Consider the following 23,932-nt stretch of genomic DNA (forward strand, 5'->3'; position numbering starts at 1 on the left):
GCAACAACAAGATATATATTACCGTTAAAGATGAATCGATGCAAGTACTTTTTATGATTTTTTTCAATTTATTTTACACAATTAAATCATTAACAAGTTTCTTCCTATTAATTAGCTAAAAACAAATCCCTCATAAATATCGAATCGACTTTAATGACTAATACTATATCACGTTTTCTAGCCAATGGAAGTCCTATTTGTATAAGTTCGAAAAAACGAGAGTGGGACAAAACATGATCAGCTTTCGAGCATTAAGGCAAATAAGAACAGTAATCCGATTTTGGATTGCTGCTCTTATTTGGGTTAAGCGGAAAAAGCTATGTTTTGTTCCACGTTTATGCTGCATATTTAAATTAGTCTTGTCCCAGTTTCGCTATTTAAAAGAATGCCTTACTGGCAATAATAGTAAATACTAATAAAATGACTGACGATGTTAATGCAGCAACCACCGCTTTCTTACCACTGCTCAAGAATACTTTGAAGTTCACGCTCATCCCTAGGGCAGCCATTGCCATCCCGAGGACAATATAAGCTAACTTAACTAACCATGTTAAAACACTACTTGGCATTGGAACGAATGTACCGATGATACTTGCTAATAAGAAGCCTGCCATAAACCAAGGAATAGGTAACTTACCTTTTTCTCCACTAGTAGATTGATCTTGATGTTGATACCAAATACCAATTACTAATGCGGCCGGTGCTAATAATAAAACTCTTGATAGTTTCGTAATAATGGCAGCACTAAGACTAACTGGTCCGCCTGCCCCACCTGTTGCAATCGCATGGGCAATTTCGTGCAATGAACCACCAGCCATGACACCGAATTGGGTTGGCGACATGTGTAGCAATGGTTTAATCGCAATCTCAATCAATGTAAAAACAGTTCCTAAGATAGCAACAATAGCTACCGCCAAAACTTCATCATTGTGTTTAGCAGTTTCTTCTTCTTTGGACACTTTAATTTGTGGAGAAATCCCCATAACGGCGGCAGCCCCACAAATACCAGTCCCACTGGCAGTCAAAATCGCTAATTGTTTACTAACTCCAAGTTTTCGTGCAATGTTATAAGTCAAAAAGATCACACCACTGACAATAACCATTGCTAATAGGATTGTTTTAACACCCGCATGGGCTAAATCAATCAAATTGAGCTTGAATCCTAATAAAATAATACCTAGACGTAAGAACTTGTTAGAAATAAAGCCAATTCCAACTTCTGCACTCGTAATAGCTGGTCGGTATAGTTGAAACATCATTCCTAGTATTAGTGAAATAACTAAAGCTCCGATAATTGTTAAATATGGTAATCCCCCGAGCAAACTACCAACAATCGAACAGAACAGTGTCATCCCTAAAGCATAATAGAAACTCTTTTCAAAAAGTTTTGCATACATACTAATTTCCTCCATGAGTTAGATGATAATATAGGAATTGTATAAGTAAAAATTAGTATTTATTTCAATTGCATAAGCACAACTTATAAGGGGTCTTAAATATGCTTGATAAACGTTATCAAACTCTCATTTCATTAGCAAAAACACAGTCATTCACCAAAACGGCTGCCCAATTATTCATTACCCAACCAGCTGTCTCCCAGCAAATCACTTCTTTAGAAACTGAACTTAATTTTTCACTAGTTCTCCGGGAGCATAATCGCATCTCACTCACTGAAGCAGGATTAAAATTAGCCAAGTTTGCTAAACAAATGGATTTAGAAAGTCAAAAAGTAATTAACTCTCTAAAAACAGGCACCGAGCATCTAAAAATGGGTTGTACCTTATCACTCAGTTCAACCATTTTGCCAAAATTTATCCAACAGCTTTCGACGAGAGCTAATGTTGTCACTACGAAAATTAACAATACTCAGCATATTCTTCAAAACATTCGTGATGGTAAAGTCGACTTTGGTTTAATAGAGGGAAACTTCAATAAGGAGGAATTTGATTCCTTCTTCGTTCAAAAAGAAGACTTCGTCTGTATCGCTAGTAACAATATCGGTGGAACTACTATTGAGGATTTATTTGACCAAACTCTTCTATTGAGAGAACCAGGTTCCGGCAGTCGTAATATTTTTGAAAACTGGTTAGCAACTCAAAACTATCGAATTAGTGATTTCAAAAATGTCATTGAGATTGCCAGTCCTTCGGCCATTGTCGAATTACTCAAACAAGACCAAGGGATTAGTTTCATGTATCAGTCATTAGTCACCAATGAATTAAAATCCGAACAATTAAAAAAACTAGATTTAACAGGATTCCACGTGGAACATCCCATCAATCTAGTTTTTCTCAAAAATTCTTATTTCAAAGAAACATATCGTGAAATTGTTGAATCAGTTTAGTCTGAAATTTCAACTGTTTCCATAATGATATCTTCTTTAGGTTTGTCATTGCCATCACGTTTAGCGCGAGCAATTTCACGAACGACATCCATGCCATCAATTACTTGACCAAAGACAGTGTGTCTGTGATCCAACCATGGAGTTCCACCATTCTTGTATTCAGCAACGATTTCTTGAGGATAGCCAGCTCCAGCCATTTCCTTAATCATGCGCTTAGGCATATTTTGGTTTGAAACGATAAAGAATTGGCTACCATTTGTATTAGGACCAGCATTAGCCATTGAAAGTGCACCGTCCAAGTTAAACAATTGGTCAGTGAATTCATCTTCAAAACTATCGCCATAAATACTTTCGCCACCCATACCAGTTCCAGTTGGGTCACCACCTTGAATCATGAAATCAGGGATTACACGATGGAAGATAATGCCGTTGTAGTAACCCTTTTTAGCTAATTCAACAAAGTTCTTAACTGTCTTAGGTACTAGTTCATCAAACAATTGAATTTTAATTGTTCCATGATTAGTATTGATTGTTGCTACGCTACCTGTAGCATTTTCTAAATCTAATTGTGGGTATGTCATTTTTAGTTTCCCTTCTATATTAACGTTAAACTACTTTACCATATTTAATTCATATGCCAAACGTTTACCATCGATGGCATCCGGTACATAAATAATTCCGGTATATTCAAAGCCAAATTCTTTAGCAATATGTTGCATCCGTAAATTCAATTTGTGAGTATCAATTCGCATGTGGTGAATTCCTTGTGCGTAGGTATCACTGATTAAGTTAGAGAAGAAAAATTTACTCAATTTCATACCACGATACTTCGATGAAATGGCAATCCGGTGAATTGTTGCGTAAGTATTCGTCGTATCTTGCCAAGCACCTTCAATTTTAGCGTAGTTAGGATCAGCTGATGTCATTAAAGTAGCTGTCCCGGCCACTTCACCGTCAACAATCAAGACACGGGCAAAACCATTTTCAATATCATTCATCAACATATCTTTATCTGGATGGCCATCTTGCCATTGGGTACTGCCGTCTGCCTTTAAAAGTGCTTTAGCCTCATCAATAATCTCCATCATTGCGTCAATATCAGAAGCCGCAGCTTTTCTCATATATATTAATGCCATTAATTATCCCTCTTTACATTTGTTTGCTTTCTTTCTAAGATACACCTCTTCCAAAGCAATGAGGAACATTTATTTTTGCCGACTTCGTTGATACCAATGGATTGCTCCACTAATTAAGCCAATCAATAAGAAAAGATATCCAATTGGTATTAAGAAAAATGGTTCATGTAAAATGCCGTTGCTATCGACAGTCGATTCAATTAAAGTCATTGATACGAAACATCCTACAGCGATAAGTAATGCAGCAATCATTGTATACCAAGATAATTTTGCTTTTCTCATCTGTTTAACCTCATCATCCATTTAACATCAATATATCAGGTTTACAAAAATTTACAATCTGTCTAAATATATTGCCATGTGGTAGAAAATGCTGTACCTTATTCCTCCAGAGAAGTTTGAGGGAGAATCAATTTGATAACAGAACACATTCAAGAATATACTTTAGGTCAAGATGGACCTACTTTAGACATTACCATTACCGGAAATAGTGAAATTGACTACTCACATGATGATCTTAAAATTGCTGCTGCCATTAAGCTAATTGAATCATGCGACAGTCTAAACTTCACCTTATTAGCAGGTGAACACGAATTATATAAAGATTTATCTGATCGACTATACGTTGCAGTTGAAGATTTCGTCCCGGGAAGTTATATGAATTAGATTTTTTTGAATAGTAAGACAAGTAAAACCAGTAGTCCGGATTTTTTTGGATTGCTGGTTTTGTCTGTCTTGGAGTAATAATTAAATATGCCAGCTCTAGAACTGAGAAAACTTAACTGGCAATTATACTTAGGTCAGCAAAATATGAAATTAGCAATTATCATATTAAATATTCAAATTTTTTCTTTATAAAAGCCAACAAATAAACTAGCCGGAAGGAATAAGAAATTAGGTTGCTGTGAAGGGGGCGTTAACACTTTAGTGCTTACACCACGGGACGAGTTTTGAAATTCGCGTATTTTGCGAAGTTCAAAATCGAGAGGCGCGACCTTGGCTCGACTCGGTCCCCATAGCAACCTAATTTCTTGTTCCTGGAGGCGGCATTAACGCGGCACACTCAACTTTCATAGTTTATTTTTTGTTATACTTAACTTACAGTTTTTTTCGAAAGGATTACTTATTTTGAAATTATCCGCAAGCTTCAATACTCTAATAAAAAATATGTTTCTCAAAGTCGATTGGGAGTCAGTTTTAGCACATATCGGTGGCGTTATTTTTCAACTAATCTTATTAACGATTGTTTTGCTACTGATTAACTGGATTGGTAAAAAAATCATCCGCCATATCTTCAAAACAGGACTACGTGGAACTAAAGCCTCAATTTCACCAAAGAAACTCGATACGATTTATACCGTTGTTCTCAACGTTTTCAAATATATCTTAATGTTCTTTTGGATCTACGCCATTCTATCTGCCATCGGTATCCCCGTTGGAACTCTAGTTGCCGGAGCCGGAATCTTCAGTTTGGCAATTGGACTTGGCGCTCAAGGATTTGTTTCCGATATGGTCAATGGATTCTTTATTTTATTGGAACAACAAATAAGTGTCGGCGATACGATTAAAATCAATACGATTGAGGGCCGTGTAACTTACGTCGGTATTCGAACAACTCAAATTCAAAGTGTTGATGGAACTTTGAACTACATCCCTAATCGTAATATCACCGTTGTCAGCAATAAATCACGTAATAACATGCAAGCATTGATGGAAATTCCCATTTTCAATGATTCACCTTTTAACGAAATTACGAAAATTATTGAAGATATCAATCAAAATTTAGATTTAAATGAATTACAAATTACTAAACGTCCCGCTATCTTAGGTTTTGCCAATCAAAACGACGGAACATTAACAATTCAAGTTGCCGCCTACACCAAACCAGGAGCACAATTCAAAGCTAAGAATGTTTTACTAGAAAAATATTTATCAGCTATCAAGGCTGCTCAAATTGATTTACCTAAATAATAAGCCAAGAGGCTCTAAGTTCTGGAAGAAAAATCCAAAACTTAGAGCCTCTTTTACGATTAAATTTAATTTACCATCTTATCTTTACGCATCGTCAATTGAATACGATTGCGAGTTTCATCAACGCTTAATACCCAAACAGTCACAATATCACCAATTGTTACGATAGTGCTTGGATCACTAACATAACGGTCGGCTAATTGTGAAATGTGAACTAATCCGTCCTGTTTAACTCCAATATCAACGAAGACACCAAAATCAATTACATTTCGAACCGTACCTTGAAGTTCCATTCCCGGTTTAAGGTCAGACATTTTTAAGACATCTTGGCGAAGCAATGGTGCTGGCATACTATCACGAAGATCTCGTCCCGGTTTACTCAAACCGTCAATAATATCGGTTAGCGTTTCTTCACCAATATCCAATTTTTGAGCCCATTCGTGCTTATCCAATTCCATCAATTTTTGATGAAGTTCTGTCGTACCAATCAATTCAGTCGACATACCACTTACTTTTAATAATTTACGAGTAGCTGCATAACTCTCTGGATGAATGTCGGTATTATCTAGCGGATCATCCCCTGAAATAATTCGTAAAAATCCAACTGATTGTTGATAAGCCTTAGGTCCTAAACGAGGAACTTGCTTGAGTGCTGCCCGGTCATTGAATGATCCCTTATCATTGCGAAAGTTTACGATATTTTTGGCAGTCGTTGCGGTCAATCCAGAAATATGTGTCAATAACTCCGGACTAGCCGTATTAACATTGACTCCAACTTGGTTTACGGCTGTTTCGACAACTCGATCCAATTGTTCATCTAAATCTTTTTCTGGGACATCATGTTGATACTGACCGACACCAATTGCTTTAGGATCAACTTTTATCAATTCAGCTAGTGGATCTTGCAAACGACGACCAATACTAATAGCAGAACGTTCTTCAACATGTAGATCACCAAACTCGGCACGAGCATTGGCACTTGCTGAATAAACTGAAGCCCCTGCTTCATTAACAATCACATAATAAACGGGACGCTTGAGAGTTTTTAAAATTTCACTCACAAATTCTTCTGATTCTCGACTGGCAGTTCCGTTACCAATAGCAATCATTTCCACTTGGTAATCTTCGAGCAACTTCTTAAATTCTATTTTAGCTTCAGCTTGCTTTTCTTTACTTGCTGGTTTGTGCGGATAAATTACTTGTTTGGTCAAAAATCGTCCATTAGCATCAATAATTGCCAATTTACAACCTGTTCGATAAGCTGGATCAAAGCCCATAACAACTTTACCCTTCAATGGTGACATCATCAAAAGATGATATAAGTTGTTTCCAAAAACTTTAATGGCATGTTCATTGGCTTGATCAGATAATTTACGACGAAGCTCTCTGGCAATAGCTGGTCCCAAGAATCGTTTGTACGCATCTGCAAAAGCACTCTGAACTTTTTCCACCGCTGGACCTTGACGACGACCAATTATGCGCGAATATCCATGATTTAAAATTGGATCAGTATTGATTGAAATACCAACTGTTAAGATTTTTTCACGTTCCCCACGGTTAATTGCTAGGATTCGATATGGTGGGATTTGTTTCAAAGCTTGTTGAAAATCGTAATATGTTTCGTAGGTTTGACCTTCATCCTTTTCCTTAGCACCACGTTTAACCTTGCTCGTCAATTCACCGTTTTGCCAAGTGTATCCTCGGATCCATTCCCGGAAACTAGCATTTTCACTGAATTGTTCAGCCAAAATCTCGTTAACTCCGGCCCAGACTGCTTCTAAATCAGATAAATTTTTATTTGAATCAATAAATGACTTGGCTTTTTGATCCAAACCGGATGCTGGAAAACTTAGTAACCACTTGGCTAATGGTTCCAACCCAGCTTCTCGAGCAATACTAGCTTTAGTTTGCTTTTTTTGTTTATAAGGAAGATACAAATCTTCAACTTGTTGTAATACCAAGGCATCTTCAAGTTGCTTCTTTAATGTAGGTGTTAGTTTCCCTTGTTCTTGAATCAAATTAATCACATCTTCACGACGTTGATTTAATTTCATCAATCGGTGTGCCTCATCTTCAATATCACGAATGGCAACTTCATCTAAAGCTCCAGTGCGTTCTTTTCGGTAACGGGCAATAAATGGCACGGTGTTTCCCTCATCTAATAACTCTAAAACTGCTTTAATTTGTTGATTTTTATAGTTAGTCAATTGTCGATGAACTGGATTAGTTAAATCGACCAAATTATTTTCTGCTTTACTTACTGCCATGTGAACCTCCAGCTTTAATAAAATCGCTTATTTAAAATATCATCAAAAAAAGACTTAGATTGAAGATTCTAAGTCTTATTTGGTAACAACTTAACCAATTATATCATGCATATCTACAGCACATTAATTAAAGACAAGTTCGATTGGAAAATAATTTTATGGCAAATCATTGCCCGCAGCAAAGTATACGTCGTACCATTCTTGCTTAGTTAACTCAACGTCAGCACCAGCTGCACTATCTTTAATGTGATCAGGATTCATTGTCCCAATAATAACTTGGATTTCAGCTGGGTGTCTCAAGATCCAAGCTGTGGCAATAGCATTCTTACTTACGCCATATTTATCAGCTAGTTCTTGTAACTTCTTATTCAATTCTGGGAATTTATCACTACCGATAAATGTTCCTTCAAACATACCGTATTGGAATGGTGACCAAGCTTGAATCGTTGTACCCATGCGTCTAGAAAATTCTAGAATGCCACCATCGTGGTTGATTGAACGAGCATCGGTCATATTTGTGTGCATTCCAGAATCAATCATTCCTGTGTGAGCAATACTGAATTGCAATTGATTAATCAATAATTTTTGATCAACTGACTCTTGAAGTAATTGAAATTGTTGTGGATTAAAATTTGATACACCAAAGTGTCTAACTTTACCGGCTCTTTGGAGGTCATCAAAAGCTTCGGCAACTTCTTCTGGTTCCATCAATGGATCGGGACGATGTAGTAAAAATGAATCCAAGTAATCAATTTGCATTCTTTCCAAAATTCCATCAACAGCATCTTCGATATGTTTCTTTGAGAAATCATAACGTTTGCCGAAAACAAAACTACCGTGACTACGTGCTGGATCAAAGACAATGCCGCCTTTTGATTGAATATAAACATCATCACGAGAAATGTTTGCTTCCTTCATAGCTTGACCGAAAACTTTCTCGGAGTTACCCATACCATAAATATCAGCTGAGTCGATATAGTTAATACCACTGTCAACAGCAGTTTCAAGTGTCTTTGCGGCATCTTTTGTCGATAAAGCTTCCATACGCATAATTCCTAGTGCGACTGCAGATGCAGTCCAATTTGTACTACCAATATTTAGTTGTTTCATAAGTACCTAATTCCTTTCTTTTTTCTCAACGACTAAAGAATAATACTTAGAGTGTGGTCTAGGTCAATTGCTTTTTTGAAATTTGTTAGGAAATCAACTAACTCTCTTGTTTCTGAATGTATCATATTTAATCTATAATTTGGCTAATCTAATTAGAAAAGTTATAATGATTAAATATGAAATCAGAAAAGGGAGCTTATTAATAAAATGGAAAAACGTATTAAAGGTTCATGTACATCAATTTTAGTCGGTAAAAAGGCTTCAATCGATGGTTCAACAATTATTTCTCGTAACGATGATGGTCATGAGGCTCTTGATCCCCAACGCTTTGTCGTTGTAAATCCAGAAGATCAACCCAAAACTTATACTTCAGTAATTAGTAAAGTGAAAGTTGACCTTCCTGACGAACCACTTCGCTACACATCAATGCCCAACTCAATTTTGACAAATGGTATCTGGCCTGCTGCCGGAATCAATAGTAAAAATGTTGCTATGTCAGCAACTGAAACTATCACAACTAATTCACGTGTCTTAGGACTTGATCCATTTGTTGACGGTGGACTTGGTGAAGAAGACCTTGTTACCGTCGTTCTTCCATATATCACTAGTGCCCGTGAAGGTGTTAAACGTCTCGGTTCATTATTGGAACAATATGGGACTTATGAACCAAACGGTATCTCATTTGCTGATAACGAAGAAGTTTGGTGGCTTGAAACAATTGGTGGACACCACTGGGCTGCTGTTCGCATTCCCGATGATGCTTATGTCGTTGCTCCTAACCGTATGAATATCGACAACTTTGACTTCGATTCAGACGATACACTTTGCTCAGTTGATTTGAAGAAAATGATCGATAAAAATAATTTGAATCCTGACTTTGACAAGTACAACTTGAGACATATTTTTGGTAGCTCATCCATCAAAGATACTGTTTATAACAATCCACGTACTTGGTATGGTCAAAAATTCTTCAATCCAGACGAAACACCAGCAGACCCAATGGAACAAGATTTACCATTCATCTGCCACGCTAATCGTAAGATTTCCATTGAAGATGTTAAATTCGTTTTGAGTTCTCACTTTGAAAATACGAAATATGACGTTTATGGCAACGGTTCTGAATCTGACAAGAAACTCTTCCGTCCAATCGGTATTAACCGTAATCACAATGTTCACATTTTACAAATCAGAAACAATGTTCCTGCTGAAATTGCTGGTATTCACTGGCTAGCTTATGGTGCTAATACTTTTAACACCGTTGTTCCTTTCTACGCTAACGTTAAAGACACACCTGCTCCATATAAAAATGCGACTGGCAAATTCGATCTTAACAATATGTACTGGTTGAGTTGTACAACTGCTTTACTTGGTGATACTGATTACGACTTCTACGTTGATATGCGAAATGACTACGAACTCGAAGCAATGAGTGCTTATCGTAAAATTCAAAATGACACTGATGCCGATATTAAAGATCAAAAGAAAGTTAAGAAATACTTGGAAGATGCTAACGAAAAATTGGCTACAACTGCTTTCGAATTACAAACTAAATTGCTCGGAGACATGGTAACAATGGGTTCCGAACACATGAAACTTCGTTACAATTTAAATGACTAAAGTATTTTAAGGCGATAATTATTTATCGTCTTTTTTTCGCAGTGGTTACGAACATATGTTCTAAAATGATGATATACTTTTTCTTGTAGAAAGACATCTTTGATACAATGAACTCAAATGGAGGATTCGCTAATGAAACTTTTACATACTGCTGATTGGCATATTGGTCGAACGTTGAATGGTTACTCACTTTTAGACGAACAAAAACATGCCTTTGATCAGATTTTACAAATTGCTAAAGATGAACACGTTGATGGCGTTGTTATCGCTGGAGATATTTATGACCGCGCCGTCCCAAATACCGAAGCAGTCGCAGCTTTGGACAAAATGTTACGAGAAATAAATTTGGAAAATCATATTCCTATTTATGCTATTTCTGGTAATCACGATAGTGCTAAACGACTCAATTATGGCCGTGAGTGGATGGAATATACTAAGTTTCACTTGAATACCTTTTTGAGTGAAGCCTTCATCCCAATTGAAACAGCTGATACCCAAATCTTTTTACTGCCCTTTTTCGACCCATTGGACGCTCGAGTTTATTATCAAAAACAAGGCATGCCTGAAGATGAAGTCAAAAATATTACTACCATCGGTGCGGCTATGGAATTAGTTGTCAGCGATATGGTGAAGTTATTTGATAAAAATAAAAAGCACTTATTAGTAACCCACTTTGCAGTCACGCCTAATAAAGATACTGAAATCACGTTAACTAGTGAGACAACTTCCAAAGTCGGTGGTTTAGCTACTTTAACAACTGATCAATTCAAGGATTTCGATTATGTTATGTTAGGTCATATTCATACTCGTTTTGCCTCTCCAAGTGAAGCCGTTCGTTATTCCGGCAGTCCGGTTAAATTCAATATCAAAGAAGCTCGCCTAAAAAATAAAGGTAAAGGAGTCGACATTGTAAATATTGATGACACTGGCATCACTCATGAATTTAAACCGATTACGCCTCAAACTGACTTAGTTGTTTTGGAAGAAGACTGGCCAACTCTTTGTGACCCTGACTTTTATAAGAAACAGCCTATTAATCATGATTGGTTTGCTATCACTATTAAGGACTTCGACCGCAGTGAGCACGTCCAAACCAATATTCGAGCTGAATTACAAAAGCGTTATGGAACTATTGTCGAATTGGATTATCAAATCAATCAAGATCAAAATAACTTACAAAACGTTGCCGTTAATATTAATGATATTAGTCCCGAAGAAACTGTCGATAAATTTTTCCAAACTATCACTGGTAAAGATCTGTCTAATAAACAAAAAACAATTGTTGAAAACATCTTCAACGAAGTGGAAAGAGAGCACAAATGAAACCAATTTATTTAGAAATCAATAATTTTGGACCACATGCACATTCAATCATTGATTTTCGTAAACTCGATGAATCACCCATTTTTCTAATTGGTGGTGATACTGGTGCTGGTAAATCAACTATTTTTGACGCCATGACTTTTGCTCTTTTCAGCACAACCACTAGTGACCGTGAAGCTCGTGAAATGCGGAGTCAATTTGCTGGGCCAAAGGATATCACAAAAGTTATTTTTTATTTCGAACAAAGTGGCAAAATCTACAAAATTGAACGAACACCATTGCAAACATTAGCAAAGGAACGTGGTAAAGGAACTACCTCCAGAAATCCAACCGCTAATTTGTCAGTCGTTGATGATGTGAACGGCGTTGAAGTTGAAAGTATTGCTACCAAACCAGCTGACGTCGGCATTGCTATTACCGAAATTTTGAATCTCAATGCTGACCAATTTAAAAAAATCATTTTATTACCACAAAATGATTTCTCAGAATTTTTGAAATCAAATACTAACGACAAAGAAAAAATTCTCAAGAAAATCTTTGGCACGCAACTATTTACTGATTTCACAGCTAAACTAAAAGAACATTATGATGCTGCTAATTCTAAGTCAACTGACTTTAACAATGAATTAAAATCTCAAACCGAATCCCCTGTTTGGTCAGATGACGAACAGGCTGAACTAGCGGGCATTCCTAATGATCAATTAACTGCCACACTTGAAGGTTATGTAGCTCATCGCCAAGCTAAATTTAACGATGCTCAAGAAAATGATAAAGAAATTGAGGATACATGGAAAACGGCTGACAAAAAATATCATGATGCCGAAACCTTAAAAAATAATTTTGATAAATTGGCTGAATCAGAAACTGAATATCAATCCAGAATCATTGATCAAGCCGATGACATTAAAGCTAAGCAGACACATGTGGCTGAATTAACTTGGTCCCAACCACTCCGAGAGACTGTTCGTGATTTAGACAAAGCCACTGTTGAACAGGCAGATATTACTAAAGAAGTTCAGACAGTTACACAGAAACTGACCGAAGCTCAAACTAACTTAGACCAATCTAAGGAAAATCTGGAGTATCTCAATACGCAGGCAGCATCATTTGAAACCAAAAATGAACAAGCACAAAAATTAAATGTTGTTATATCCAAAGTTCGTGACATTGAAAATATTCGTCAAGAATTAAATCAATTAGAGCCACAGCTAACCACAGCTAAAAATGACGTTACTACCAAAACATCGGCTGTTGAAGAAATTAAACAAGCAATTACTTCTAAGAGAAAAGAGCTTGTCGAATTCGATGGTTTAAGTACTCAAAAGGATAAATTAAATCAAGAAAAAGATACCTTGATTGATACATTAACTCCTTTAGAAAACCAACGTAATATGGCCGTTGCTGAAACACAAAAACTTCAGGAAAAACTCAAAAAAATGACTGCTGAGGCCAAAGTAAAATCCGACACCTTAGATATTGCCAAAAAAGATTACCAAACTAAAATTAAAACTCGTCAAACGCTAATGATTGCCCAACTACGTCAAGAACTCGCAGATGGCGAACCTTGTGCAGTCTGTGGATCAACTGAACATCCCTATGCTGGCCAACAAGTCACTGCTGATGAAACAGACCTTCGTCAAGCTATGGATGAAGTGGATGATTCCCAAAAAGCCTATGCTGCTGCTGACAACGCAGTCAAAGAAATTAATCAAACATTAGATGATTTATCAGCCGAATTTAGTCAGAAACAACAAGAATCAGTCTCTGCTTTTAAAAATTTATCTTCTAAATATAACGAACTATTGGAACAAGTCAGTCTTGAATTACCAGCTGAATTCGATCTTTCCAAAATCCGCACTACTTTCCAAAGTAAACTAGATGAAATCAATCAACGACTACAAGAATCTCAAACATTAATGGACGAAATTAATACGCTAGAACAAAAGCAACAAGATGCACAATCTAACTTGTCTGCCGTTACTTCTAAGTTAGAGCGTCTCACTGCCCAACAACAAACACGGACCAAAGACTTGCAAGATAAGTTACAAACAATTGATAATCCTGACATCTCCAGTGCTGAATTAATCAAACAACAAACGTCACTAAAACACGAATATGATACATTCCAAACTAAGTTAAAGACTGGACAAGAATCATTCAATACCAACGAAAAAACCTTTAGTAATACACAAACACATCTGAACGATATCAAAGCACGTTTAACTAAATTAGATGAATCTATCAAGGTTTTATCTGAACAATTACATCAAGCTCTAAATGATTCCACTGCGCAAACAAATGATTCTAAGATACTAGATAATTGGATTCATGAACTTGATCAAAACAAGCTTTCTGAACTGCAAAATATCATCGTTAGTTATAACAAAGAAAAAGAAATATTGACGACAAATATCAACAAACTTAAAAATGATGTTTCTGGTCTAACTAAACCAAATACAGCTCAATTAAAACAAGCTTTAGATGAGATTCAAGTTCAACGTAATGAAGCCATTACTAAATTAGCAAATGCTAAAACTGACTTAACTAATACGCAAAAGAGTTTTGACAAAGTTAAATCCATTATGCAAAAGCAAGGTGAATTTGCTAAAGAATTAGCAGCTATCACTAGTCTTTACAACGTTGTTAACGGTAAAGATGGCAACGACAGCAAATTGAAACTTGAAACTTATGTTGTCCAAAACTATCTTCAAAAGATTCTTTCATACGCCAATGACACTTTCTTAAACCGTCTATCACATAATCGTTATTCCTTCGTTATTTCCGAAAAAGGTTCTGACAAACAACGTGACCACGGACTAGATATTAACGTTTATGACCGCGAAACTAACGCTATTCGCTCATCAGATACCCTTTCCGGTGGTGAAACATTTATTGCCGCACTCTCCATTGCATTATCACTTAGCGAAGTTGTGCAATCATCAGCTAACGGCGTTCAAATTGATGCTTTATTCGTTGATGAAGGTTTCGGTTCGCTTGACGATGAAACACTTGATGAAGCCATGAATGCTCTCGAGGATATTGGCAAAAATAGAATGGTCGGTGTCATCAGTCATATCGAATCAATGAAACAAAGTATCGGTCAACAATTACTCGTCAAAAAGCTCGGTGACGGTAAGAGTAAAATTGAATTAATTAACAAGTGACAAAAATAGCACCCCACGAATGGGATGCTATTTTTTATCTCTAAAGCGGCGTGACACTAATAAAACGTTTTTCTAATACCTTCAAAATGGCATTAGCAGTATCGAGGGATGTATAAAGCGGCACTGAGTTTAAGACAGCATTTTGACGAATAATATAGCCATCTGAATGGTGACTTCTACTCTCACCTAAAGTATTGATTAATAGTTGAATCCTATTGTGACTCAAGTAGTAAACAATATCCTCATCAGCTTGTCCAACTTCTGGAACAACCTTAGCATCAATACCTTCATCATTAAGGTATTTAGCCGTACCCTTTGTTGCCAAGATTTGGAAACCAACATTGTGGAAACGACGCGCTAAGTAACTTGCCTCTTGTTTGTCATTATCGTTAACAGTTATCAAGACATTTCCAGCATCTTTGATATGTTGGTTAGTAGCCTCAAAAGCCTTATAAAGCGCTTCGGTATAGTCAAGTCCAGAACCCATAACTTCACCGGTTGATTTCATCTCAGGTCCTAAAGCACTATCAACATTGTTTAATTTATTGAAGGAGAATGTTGGTGCTTTAACATGAATCAAACGTGATTCTGGTTCCAAACCAGGTTCCAATCCTAAGGTATTAAAATCAGCACCTAAAATTAACTTAGTAGCAATTCGAGCCATCTGGATACTTGTTACCTTACTTAAATAAGGCACTGTCCGACTAGCACGTGGGTTAACCTCAATTACGTAAGCTTGGTTATCATGAATAACAAATTGAATATTCATAATACCAACACACTTTAATTCTGCAGCTAACAATTTAGCATACCTAACGATTTGACCTTGAACTTCGTCAGGAATATTTTGTGGTGGATAAACGGCCATTGAATCACCTGAGTGGACCCCAGATCTTTCAATATGTTCAATAATCCCTGGCAACAGAACATTCTCACCATCACTCAAGGCGTCAATTTCACATTCACGACCAGTTAAATATGTATCAATTAACACTGGATGATCATTGGAAACATGAACCGCTTCATGCATATATTTATCCAGTTCTTCATCCGATCTAACAATTTCCATTGCCCGACCACCAAGAACATAACTAGGACGAATCAAAACTGGATAACCAATCTTGTGAGCAACTTCTAATGCTCCTGCTTGAGATGTTGCTGTCCCACCTGCTGGTTGTGGAATATTCAACTTCTTGATAATTTGGTCAAAGAGATCACGATCTTCAGCACGATTAATATCTTCTACTTGTGTACCAAGAATCTTAATTCCATTAGCTTTCAAAGGTTCAGCTAAGTTAACTGATGTTTGTCCACCAAATTGAACAATAGCACCGATTGGCTTTTCCAAATCACAGACATTCAACACATCTTCTAAAGTTAATGGCTCAAAGTACAATTTATCAGCAACTGAATAATCAGTTGAGACTGTTTCAGGATTATTATTAATCACAATTGCCTTGTAACCCATTTGTTGCACAGCTCTGACACAGTGAACCGTTGAATAATCAAACTCAATTCCTTGCCCAATTCGAATCGGACCAGAACCAAGGATCAAGACTGATTTATCAGACATTTTCTCAGATTCATTTTCCGTTTCATAAGTACTGTAGAAATAAGGTGCAGCCGCTTCGAATTCACCAGCACACGTATCAACTGTTTTGTATGTAGGTAAAACATTACTTTGAATTCGGAAATGACGGATAATATCTTCATCTAAATCATTCAAACGAGCAATTGTTTTATCGGAATAGCCTAATTGCTTAGCTTCCGTAATGATATCTTTATCCAAAGTTCCATTAGTCAAAACTTTTTCATAATCGACGATATTTTTAATTTTGGCTAAGAAGAACGGATTAATATTTGTTAATTGATTGATAGTTTCATAAGAAACATCACGTCTCAATAATTCAGCTAAATAAAACAATCGATCATCTGTTGGTGTTTTTACATATTTTTCCAACTCTTCATCTGATTTATCAGCTAAAGCATCCATCTTTAAATCCTCTTGGTCGATTTCCAGTGAACGAACAGCTTTTTGCATAGCTTCTTCAAGGTTACGACCTAATGCCATGACTTCACCGGTGGCTTTCATTTGTGTTCCAATCATCCGATCAGCCTTTGAAAATTTATCAAATGGCCAGCGAGGAATCTTGCAGACAACATAGTCTAAAGCTGGTTCAAATTGAGCAAAAGTTTTGCCTGTAATGGGATTAATAATTTCATCTAGAGTTAATCCAACGGCAATTTTAGCAGCAATCTTGGCAATTGGATAACCAGTTGCTTTCGATGCTAATGCTGATGAACGGCTAACACGTGGGTTAACTTCGATGATAAAGTAATTGCTTGTTTTTGTATCAATAGCTAATTGAACATTACAACCACCTTCAATTTTTAATGCACGGATAATCTTCAATGAAACATCACGTAGCTTTTGAATTTCATTATCAGTTAACGTTTGAATTGGAGAGATAACGATTGAATCACCAGTATGAATTCCGACTGGGTCAACGTTTTCCATGTGACACACAGCCAAGGCATTATCTGAACTATCACGCATAACTTCAAATTCAATTTCTTTATAACCGGCAATACTTTGTTCAATCAAAACTTCAGTCGATGGTGAAGCTTTAAGACCACGTTCAACGATTTCTTCTAGTTCAACGTAATCGTGGGCCACTCCACCACCAGTTCCACCCATCGTAAAGGCAGGACGAATAATTACAGGAAAGCCAATATCGTCAACGAATTTTTTAGCAACCTTGTATGTATGAGCTGACATGGAAGCTGGAACTGGTTCATGCAGTTTATTCATTAAATCTTTGAACTCTTCACGGTCCTCAGCTTCGTTGATTGTATTTAGTTTAGTTCCAATAATTTCAATATCTAGTTGATCCAAAATACCTGCTTCTTGTAGTTGGACAGCCATGTTCAAGCCAGTTTGACCACCCAATGTTGGAATAATGGCATCAGGATGTTCCTTAACCAAGACTTTTTCAACAAACTCCAGCGTAATCGGTTCGATATAAACTTTATCAGCAATGTGCTTATCAGTCATAATCGTTGCTGGATTAGAGTTAATCAAAACCGTTTCATAGCCTTCTTCTTTCAAAGCTAGACAGGCTTGTGTTCCTGAATAATCGAATTCAGCGGCTTGACCAATAATAATTGGACCAGAACCGATGATCATAATTTTTTTAAGATCTGTTCTTTTTGGCAATTTAATTCCCCTCCAACTATTTATTAATCATGTCCCAGAATTTGTTAAACAAGAAGTCCGCATCGTGTGGACCTGGTTTAGCGTCCGGATGGAATTGCACAGAAAAGGCGTTGTACCTAGTGTGCTCAACTCCTTCAACTGTTTGGTCATTCAATTCAATTTGTGTGATCTTCAAATCAGTTTCAGCAACTGATGCTTCATCAACAGCATAACCATGGTTTTGTGATGTGAAATAAATTTTTCCACTAGCAAGGTCTTTAACAGGATGATTAAATCCACGGTGACCAAATTTCATCTTAAAAGTTTTAGCACCATTGGCTAGGCATAATAATTGGTGACCCATACAAATTCCAAAGACTGGATAACGTTTTTCCAATTCGACAATTGTTGGTAAAACATCCATATGTCTAGTTGGGTCTCCAGGGCCATTGCTCAACATAATTCCGTCTGGATGCAAATTCTCAATTTCTGCTAACGAAGTATTTCCTGGCACAACTGTGACTTTCAAACTTCGGTTAGTTAGTTCAGACACGATACTTTCTTTATATCCAAAGTCTAGTAACACGACATGCTTGCCGCTTCCTGCAAATGTAGCTGGTGTGGGGTTAATACTTTTTTGTAATTGTTCATCGTCTAATTTCCAAGTACTGATTTGGTCTAATAAACCTGAGTTTAAATCGTCTACGATTGCGGCCTTTAGTGAGCCAGCTTTTCTAATCTTTAAAGTAATTGCACGTGTATCAATTCGTCGGATACCGGGGACATTTTCTTGTTTCAAAAATTCATCGATTGTCATTTCACTTTGATAGTTACCAACAACATCGCTGATTTCTCGGGCTAATACGCCCTTTATAGTAGGCTTTTGTGATTCATTAAATTTTTTAGCGACACCATAATTACCGATCATTGGTGCACAAAAGTTAATAATTTGTCCATTGTATGATTGATCAGTAATTGCTTCCTGATATCCGCTCATCCCTGTTGTAAAAACAAGTTCGCCGATTGTTTCTGTGTCGCTTCCAAAAGCCGTACCTTCAAAATATGTTCCATCTTCAAAAACTAGGTATCTTTTCATATTTGTCCTCCGAATTGATAAAAATTTGTACATAAAAAGGGATGCTTACTAGCATCCCTAAAGTTTTTGTCTTAGACGATTGATATAGACTGAACCTTCGGGATCTCTCTGGACCCTATTAAAAATTCAAATTTAAAAACTTTTCACCAGTACGCGAAGCTCAGAGAATCCTCTCTGTAACTCTTTCGCCTTCAAGACCTCACAGAGTCTCATTAAAAGTTATTGTTCCAATAATACAAACAACAAGGTGAATCGTCAATAGATAAATTAAAATATTTTTAATTTAATTGGTACTTATATTAAAAATATCTAAGTATATTAAATAGATGGCAATAAAAAAACTTCCTCTGCCAGCTGACAAAGAAAGTTTGATTTAGAAGGTTCCCCTACTAAGCGACTACTTTCTAAGCCTCACTGGACTTAATTAAAAGTTGTTGTACATATAATACAAAGAGCGTATTGATTCGTCAATAGCAATTATTGCTTGAAGACATGTTCTCGATGGTATTGTAAATACTTTTTATTAGGAGAATATTCTCTATTCATGTGTATTTTTCTATTCTTGTATTTATTTAATGTTAAGTTAGTTTCGGAATCGTCAGATGGTATGACAGACACAATCATATGGCCAGAATCAGAAAGTGTGAAATACCCCTGTGTAAAGGCATTTGCTAAAGTTTTAGTCAAACAAATCCCATTGCGAGAATCCAAATGAATATCTTTATTATCATCCCAAGGAACAATTCGAACGACCTGTAAATCAGCCTCATTTTTATCTGCTACTAATGCCGATTTATAATGATAATTAAATTTTACTTTATCAGAAAAGAATTTATTTACTGCATCGTAAGTTCTGATACCCTTAGCTTTGTCATTAATGAAATATGATTCCATTTTTTCAGCTTGATAACATTTTACAGCAATAGATTCTTCTTCCGGTGATAACGCTGGTTCGTCAGGAACCAAATCTTTTTGTCGCTGTAATAAGCCTACAAAATCTTCTTTAGAAATTTGTGTAATGCCATTCATATTGAAAAAATTAGACCATTTACCCTTAAAAGTTCGAAATTTCCAATCAAAAGTCCGCAAATTTTGTTTCATAAGATGGTGAGAAAACAAATATGGACTTTTTATAGCAACTAAGTTACTGCCGGTTTCGGGATCTTCACGAACAATTTCACCAAATTCTGCAGCTCCATATAGATAAAATTCATTGCCCCATTCGGAGGCACTGCCAGAACGACGATAGATGATTAAATCTCCATCGTGAAGTTGTTTATTACTTTTATTTTGATAACTGTAGAATTTGAAATCTACATCGTTATGTTCAGGACTGGAACTGGAATCTATTATGAAATAGTTGGTGTTGGGGTTTGCTAGTTGGTTTTCAAATTGATACATCTGATTATATCCTTAATAAAATATTGTTTTAGTTATTTATAATTCTACAACAATATAAAAAAGATGTATTCCCTCCTCAAGGAACACATCTTTGACATAAATCTTATTTCCAGAAAGAAACTGCTTCATATGCATGTTCTACCTGAATATTTTGTACTTCATCTTCAGTGATATCAGGATAATTGGCCATTTTTCTTGTATAGTCAAATTTTGAACGACTCAAAATAGAAAATTTATTGTTCTTGGCTTGCTTTATATCAGCAAACTCTCTCTTAGTTACCAACACTTTATTCCCGATCAAGTTAGGATCACTAATATTTTCATTAAGATTAATAACTTTAACATTATTTATATCAATCTTTCCTATCTCATCAGCGTAAAAAATATCAGCCAAGATATGCTTACTTGCTTTCTCAGTTTTAACTTGAGCTTGACCAAAATCAACTCTAAACTTCTCATCTGGAACCATTTCTTCAGAAATAGCCTGGTTGACTTCATCTACAGACTCATATTGACGTTTGTTAATACCAATCGCAATTTTAGAAAATGTTTTTTCATACTTATTGGCAACTAATCCACCAATAGTAAAGTTTCTAACAACAAAAGAATTAATTTTGTGAACAACTGTTAAAATATCATTTTCCGAATAACCGTTTTCTTCTAAAGCAAGTATAACTGGATAATATGTCTTCAAGCCTAAATCAGCTAACGTGATTAATTCTTTATTTAACATTTCGTTTGAGAAATATTCTGTGTTCTTAGGATCTGATATTGCACCATACACTGGAGCTAAATCATTCAAACTCCGAATAAGATTCTTCGCATCTGAACTACTTTGAACCTTTGAGTAGATACCCTTATACAAAAGCTTTTCAGTTACAAAATTATTTTTAGAATTCCAATATGACCTTACAAACTTAGTTACGTTTTTAGCTCCACCGTTTAATGATTCTACCATGGAATCCCAATATTCTTTCACATAATCAATATCACTACCAGATATTCTCAACAAATGATTCTTCAACAAATCACTGGCACTCAATTCAGTTCCACGGTCATTTAAAGTTTCGAAAATAACGAAAGCATCTGATCGACTTGAAGTGGATAATGTAATCACGTAAAATTTTTCCAAAAAGCTTGTCAAAATATCGTATAAGGCCGTCACCTTATCGTTGGGTTGAAGCTTTTTGGATATTTTTTCACTAATCATCTTCGTAATTGTTTCATATGTTTTAAAGACATTTTTTTCTGATGATCGATTATCAGGTGAAGTAACATCAAATGCATTTTTACTCATAATATTACGTTCAAAATAATCATTTAAATCTTTACTTTGACCAAAGCGATAATTGCCCTTGCTTCCAAAATAATTATCTTGTAAATCATTGGCCCTCACTTCAGCAATCGCATTCGAATGCTCTTTATTAAGTTTCAAGAACATATTACGGACAACTGCTAAAAAGATAAAACTCGTTGTAATTCGTTGTTGACCATCAATCACGTATTTCTTTTTATCTTCAGTATCACTGTTTAATACAATTAAACCAAAGAAATGTGAATCTTGTTTCTCCTCAATAACTTCTGATAAATCATTCATCATCTCTTCAACTTGATCTGTTTGCCAGTCATAACCACGTTGATAAAGTGGAACTTGAAGATCTCCAAATTCTTTGAAGAAAGCTCCCATTTTAAATCGCTGTGTATTTAGTTCCCCGGTCATTATTATAATCTCCTTTATATTTACTTTTGAATAATAAACCCAAACATACTCACATCTCATATAGATCACACTATTTTATTGTATCCTGAAATCAATAATCTAAACATCATATTTTGTAAGAATTTCAAAAATAGCGCATCGTCAAACGATTGCGCTACTTTTAGATTCTGTAATTTTAAACAGACTTTTCTTTATTAAGAAATATCCTATTTTTTGTTGAGTGATTAATTTTTAGAGTTTGGAGTGGAAAAATTAAATTTACGCTAAATCGCTTGCTAATACCCATTCGTTGGTTGCTACACGATACATCTGCTTACCATTAATTGTAGCTGACTTGTCTGAGAACCATGACGTGTTAGCTGCAAGTGCTCGATCATTAATCTTATTACCTTTTGAATCGTACAAAACTTTGGCTGTGTTAGCTGATGTCTTGATGGTCTTGTTAACTGTCGTAAATTCAAACACATCATTTGCTTTAACCCATTCGTTAGTTGAAACACGGTAATATGTTGTTCCTTCTAAGACCATTGTCTTATCAGTGAACCATGTAGAATCTTTAGCTAAGGCACGATCATTAACTAATCTACCTTCTTTTGAGTACAATAATGCATTGCTAATTACTGCCAAAGTAGCACGGTGTTCTGTAACTGTTCCTTCAACGGTTTTCTTAACAACCTTAATAGATACAGTTGTCTTTTTCTTGCTTGCTGAAATCTTATTAGTTTCACCATCAGCCAAAGTATAGTTAGCTGGTAAAGCTATTTCGTGATTTTGACCTTCTTTACTATGTACTTCAGTAGAATGGACTTTTTCACCTGATTTGTGATCGACAAAATGAATTGTTGTTTTGAAACTTGCTTGAGTAGCAACTGAATTATTGTTTGCACCTGGTTTTGTTGGTTGAGGTGCTGGTGCTGGTGCAGTTTCAGGTACAACGTGAACCGTTACTTTCGCATAACTAACAGCAAATGTTTGATTTGCCACTACCTTGTAACCCTTTGGTGCTTTTACTTGTTCAGATTTTACAGATGTAGCATTCATAGCGATATCTTTAATCACACCATCAGCAATTTTTTCATTAGTATTATTATCGTTTACATACTTAACAGTAATATCTGACTTTGCTACTTCATGGTCACTATTAAAGTTGATTGGCTTAACATGCACTAAGATATGACCCTTTTTAATAACAATTAGACGACGACCGCTGATTTTATAACCTTCTGGCAACGGTACTGTTTCTCCAGCAACCTTACGAGCTTTCTTAGCAACTGTCATTTTTCCATTAGGAATTTTCTTCATATTATTAGTTGAGTCAAGATATCTAACAATAATTTCTTTTGTTTCTTCAACTGGTACTACATGAACCGTTACTTTCGCATAACTAACAGTAAATGTTTGATCTGCTACTAACTTGTAACCCTTTGGTACTGATACTTGTTCAGCTTTTACAGATGTTGCATTCATTGGAATATTTTTGATTACGCCATCGACAATTTTATCATTAGCATTTTTGTCATTAACATATTTGACAGTAATATCTGACTTTGCCACTTCATGCCCATTGTTCCAACCAATTGGTTTAAC

At 35.9% G+C, this 23,932-nt stretch carries 17 protein-coding genes; 6 read left to right on the plus strand and 11 right to left on the minus strand.

What is annotated here, in order from left to right; genetic code table 11:
* Nucleotides 1-377 precede the first annotated feature (377 nt).
* The gene (locus FD31_RS11845; RefSeq protein ID WP_057892996.1) at nucleotides 378-1,397 is read right to left on the minus strand and encodes a YeiH family protein; all 1,020 of its coding nucleotides are present in this window, start codon (nucleotides 1,395-1,397) and stop codon (nucleotides 378-380) included.
* Nucleotides 1,398-1,498: 101 nt separating this feature from the next.
* Between FD31_RS11845 and FD31_RS11850 the strand changes: the two genes are divergently transcribed.
* Nucleotides 1,499-2,344 (plus strand): LysR family transcriptional regulator, encoded by an 846-nt coding sequence (locus FD31_RS11850; RefSeq protein ID WP_057892997.1) that lies wholly within the window; start codon nucleotides 1,499-1,501, stop codon nucleotides 2,342-2,344.
* On the opposite strand, the gene FD31_RS11855 is transcribed toward FD31_RS11850, so the two are convergent.
* From FD31_RS11855 to FD31_RS11865, 3 genes are all read right to left on the minus strand, one after another.
* Nucleotides 2,341-2,925, minus strand: a complete 585-nt coding sequence (locus tag FD31_RS11855) for a peptidylprolyl isomerase (protein ID WP_057892998.1) — start codon at nucleotides 2,923-2,925, stop codon at nucleotides 2,341-2,343. The genes FD31_RS11850 and FD31_RS11855 overlap by 4 nt on opposite strands.
* A gap of 30 nt (nucleotides 2,926-2,955) precedes the next feature.
* A complete protein-coding gene (locus tag FD31_RS11860; RefSeq protein WP_057892999.1) occupies nucleotides 2,956-3,480 on the minus strand; it encodes a GNAT family N-acetyltransferase in 525 nt (174 codons plus the stop codon).
* Nucleotides 3,481-3,549: 69 nt separating this feature from the next.
* Nucleotides 3,550-3,762 carry a DUF3955 domain-containing protein gene (locus tag FD31_RS11865; protein WP_057893000.1) on the minus strand — a complete coding sequence of 71 codons (213 nt, stop codon included), beginning with the start codon at nucleotides 3,760-3,762 and terminating at the stop codon, nucleotides 3,550-3,552.
* Between the two features lie 132 nt (nucleotides 3,763-3,894).
* Between FD31_RS11865 and FD31_RS11870 the strand changes: the two genes are divergently transcribed.
* Nucleotides 3,895-4,146 (plus strand): hypothetical protein, encoded by a 252-nt coding sequence (locus FD31_RS11870; RefSeq protein WP_057893001.1) that lies wholly within the window; start codon nucleotides 3,895-3,897, stop codon nucleotides 4,144-4,146.
* A 462-nt stretch (nucleotides 4,147-4,608) separates the two neighbouring features.
* On the plus strand, nucleotides 4,609-5,451 hold the full coding sequence (locus tag FD31_RS11875; protein WP_235805362.1) for a mechanosensitive ion channel family protein: 843 nt from the start codon (nucleotides 4,609-4,611) through the stop codon (nucleotides 5,449-5,451).
* Between the two features lie 65 nt (nucleotides 5,452-5,516).
* Here FD31_RS11875 and FD31_RS11880 read toward each other — a convergent pair whose 3' ends face one another.
* Both FD31_RS11880 and FD31_RS11885 read right to left on the minus strand, forming a co-directional pair.
* The gene (locus tag FD31_RS11880) at nucleotides 5,517-7,718 is read right to left on the minus strand and encodes a Tex family protein (RefSeq protein ID WP_057893002.1); all 2,202 of its coding nucleotides are present in this window, start codon (nucleotides 7,716-7,718) and stop codon (nucleotides 5,517-5,519) included.
* 156 nt (nucleotides 7,719-7,874) lie between these two features.
* Complete coding sequence (locus FD31_RS11885; RefSeq protein ID WP_057893003.1) at nucleotides 7,875-8,828, minus strand: aldo/keto reductase; 954 nt, start codon at nucleotides 8,826-8,828, stop codon at nucleotides 7,875-7,877.
* Between the two features lie 207 nt (nucleotides 8,829-9,035).
* On the opposite strand from FD31_RS11885, the gene FD31_RS11890 reads away from it, so the two are divergent.
* From FD31_RS11890 to FD31_RS11900, 3 genes are all read left to right on the plus strand, one after another.
* A complete protein-coding gene (locus FD31_RS11890; protein ID WP_057893004.1) occupies nucleotides 9,036-10,445 on the plus strand; it encodes a C69 family dipeptidase in 1,410 nt (469 codons plus the stop codon).
* A 132-nt stretch (nucleotides 10,446-10,577) separates the two neighbouring features.
* Nucleotides 10,578-11,768, plus strand: coding sequence for an exonuclease SbcCD subunit D (locus FD31_RS11895; protein ID WP_057893005.1), 1,191 nt, complete (start codon nucleotides 10,578-10,580; stop codon nucleotides 11,766-11,768).
* Complete coding sequence (locus FD31_RS11900; protein WP_057893006.1) at nucleotides 11,765-14,932, plus strand: SbcC/MukB-like Walker B domain-containing protein; 3,168 nt, start codon at nucleotides 11,765-11,767, stop codon at nucleotides 14,930-14,932. Before FD31_RS11895 ends, FD31_RS11900 begins: the two co-directional genes overlap by 4 nt.
* 40 nt (nucleotides 14,933-14,972) lie before the next feature.
* Here the strand turns inward: FD31_RS11900 and carB are convergent, their stop codons facing one another.
* The 5 genes from carB to FD31_RS11925 all read right to left on the minus strand — a co-directional run.
* The gene (gene carB, locus FD31_RS11905; RefSeq protein ID WP_057893007.1) at nucleotides 14,973-18,149 is read right to left on the minus strand and encodes a carbamoyl-phosphate synthase large subunit; all 3,177 of its coding nucleotides are present in this window, start codon (nucleotides 18,147-18,149) and stop codon (nucleotides 14,973-14,975) included.
* Between the two features lie 16 nt (nucleotides 18,150-18,165).
* Nucleotides 18,166-19,224, minus strand: coding sequence for a carbamoyl phosphate synthase small subunit (locus FD31_RS11910; protein ID WP_057893008.1), 1,059 nt, complete (start codon nucleotides 19,222-19,224; stop codon nucleotides 18,166-18,168).
* A gap of 477 nt (nucleotides 19,225-19,701) precedes the next feature.
* A complete protein-coding gene (locus FD31_RS11915) occupies nucleotides 19,702-20,625 on the minus strand; it encodes an HNH endonuclease (protein ID WP_057893009.1) in 924 nt (307 codons plus the stop codon).
* A gap of 103 nt (nucleotides 20,626-20,728) precedes the next feature.
* Nucleotides 20,729-22,345, minus strand: a complete 1,617-nt coding sequence (locus FD31_RS11920) for a DUF262 domain-containing protein (protein WP_057893010.1) — start codon at nucleotides 22,343-22,345, stop codon at nucleotides 20,729-20,731.
* Nucleotides 22,346-22,603: 258 nt separating this feature from the next.
* Nucleotides 22,604-23,932: SLAP domain-containing protein (locus FD31_RS11925; protein WP_201782114.1), on the minus strand; the 1,329-nt coding region annotated here is incomplete at its 5' end.

Source organism: Companilactobacillus nantensis DSM 16982 (assembly GCF_001435815.1).
GTDB classification, from domain to species: Bacteria; Bacillota; Bacilli; order Lactobacillales; family Lactobacillaceae; genus Companilactobacillus; species Companilactobacillus nantensis.

Bases quoted from the DNA above. Each gene is read 5' to 3' on its own strand.
- FD31_RS11910 (WP_057893008.1), bottom strand. From the start codon at position 19,224: ATGAAAAGATACCTAGTTTTTGAAGATGGAACATATTTTGAAGGTACG.
- FD31_RS11895 (WP_057893005.1), top strand. From the start codon at position 10,578: ATGAAACTTTTACATACTGCTGATTGGCATATTGGTCGAACGTTGAAT.
- FD31_RS11920 (WP_057893010.1), bottom strand. From the start codon at position 22,345: ATGACCGGGGAACTAAATACACAGCGATTTAAAATGGGAGCTTTCTTC.
- FD31_RS11880 (WP_057893002.1), bottom strand. From the start codon at position 7,718: ATGGCAGTAAGTAAAGCAGAAAATAATTTGGTCGATTTAACTAATCCA.
- FD31_RS11865 (WP_057893000.1), bottom strand. From the start codon at position 3,762: ATGAGAAAAGCAAAATTATCTTGGTATACAATGATTGCTGCATTACTT.
- FD31_RS11845 (WP_057892996.1), bottom strand. From the start codon at position 1,397: ATGTATGCAAAACTTTTTGAAAAGAGTTTCTATTATGCTTTAGGGATG.
- FD31_RS11855 (WP_057892998.1), bottom strand. From the start codon at position 2,925: ATGACATACCCACAATTAGATTTAGAAAATGCTACAGGTAGCGTAGCA.
- FD31_RS11885 (WP_057893003.1), bottom strand. From the start codon at position 8,828: ATGAAACAACTAAATATTGGTAGTACAAATTGGACTGCATCTGCAGTC.
- FD31_RS11850 (WP_057892997.1), top strand. From the start codon at position 1,499: ATGCTTGATAAACGTTATCAAACTCTCATTTCATTAGCAAAAACACAG.
- FD31_RS11915 (WP_057893009.1), bottom strand. From the start codon at position 20,625: ATGTATCAATTTGAAAACCAACTAGCAAACCCCAACACCAACTATTTC.
- FD31_RS11890 (WP_057893004.1), top strand. From the start codon at position 9,036: ATGGAAAAACGTATTAAAGGTTCATGTACATCAATTTTAGTCGGTAAA.
- FD31_RS11900 (WP_057893006.1), top strand. From the start codon at position 11,765: ATGAAACCAATTTATTTAGAAATCAATAATTTTGGACCACATGCACAT.
- FD31_RS11860 (WP_057892999.1), bottom strand. From the start codon at position 3,480: ATGGCATTAATATATATGAGAAAAGCTGCGGCTTCTGATATTGACGCA.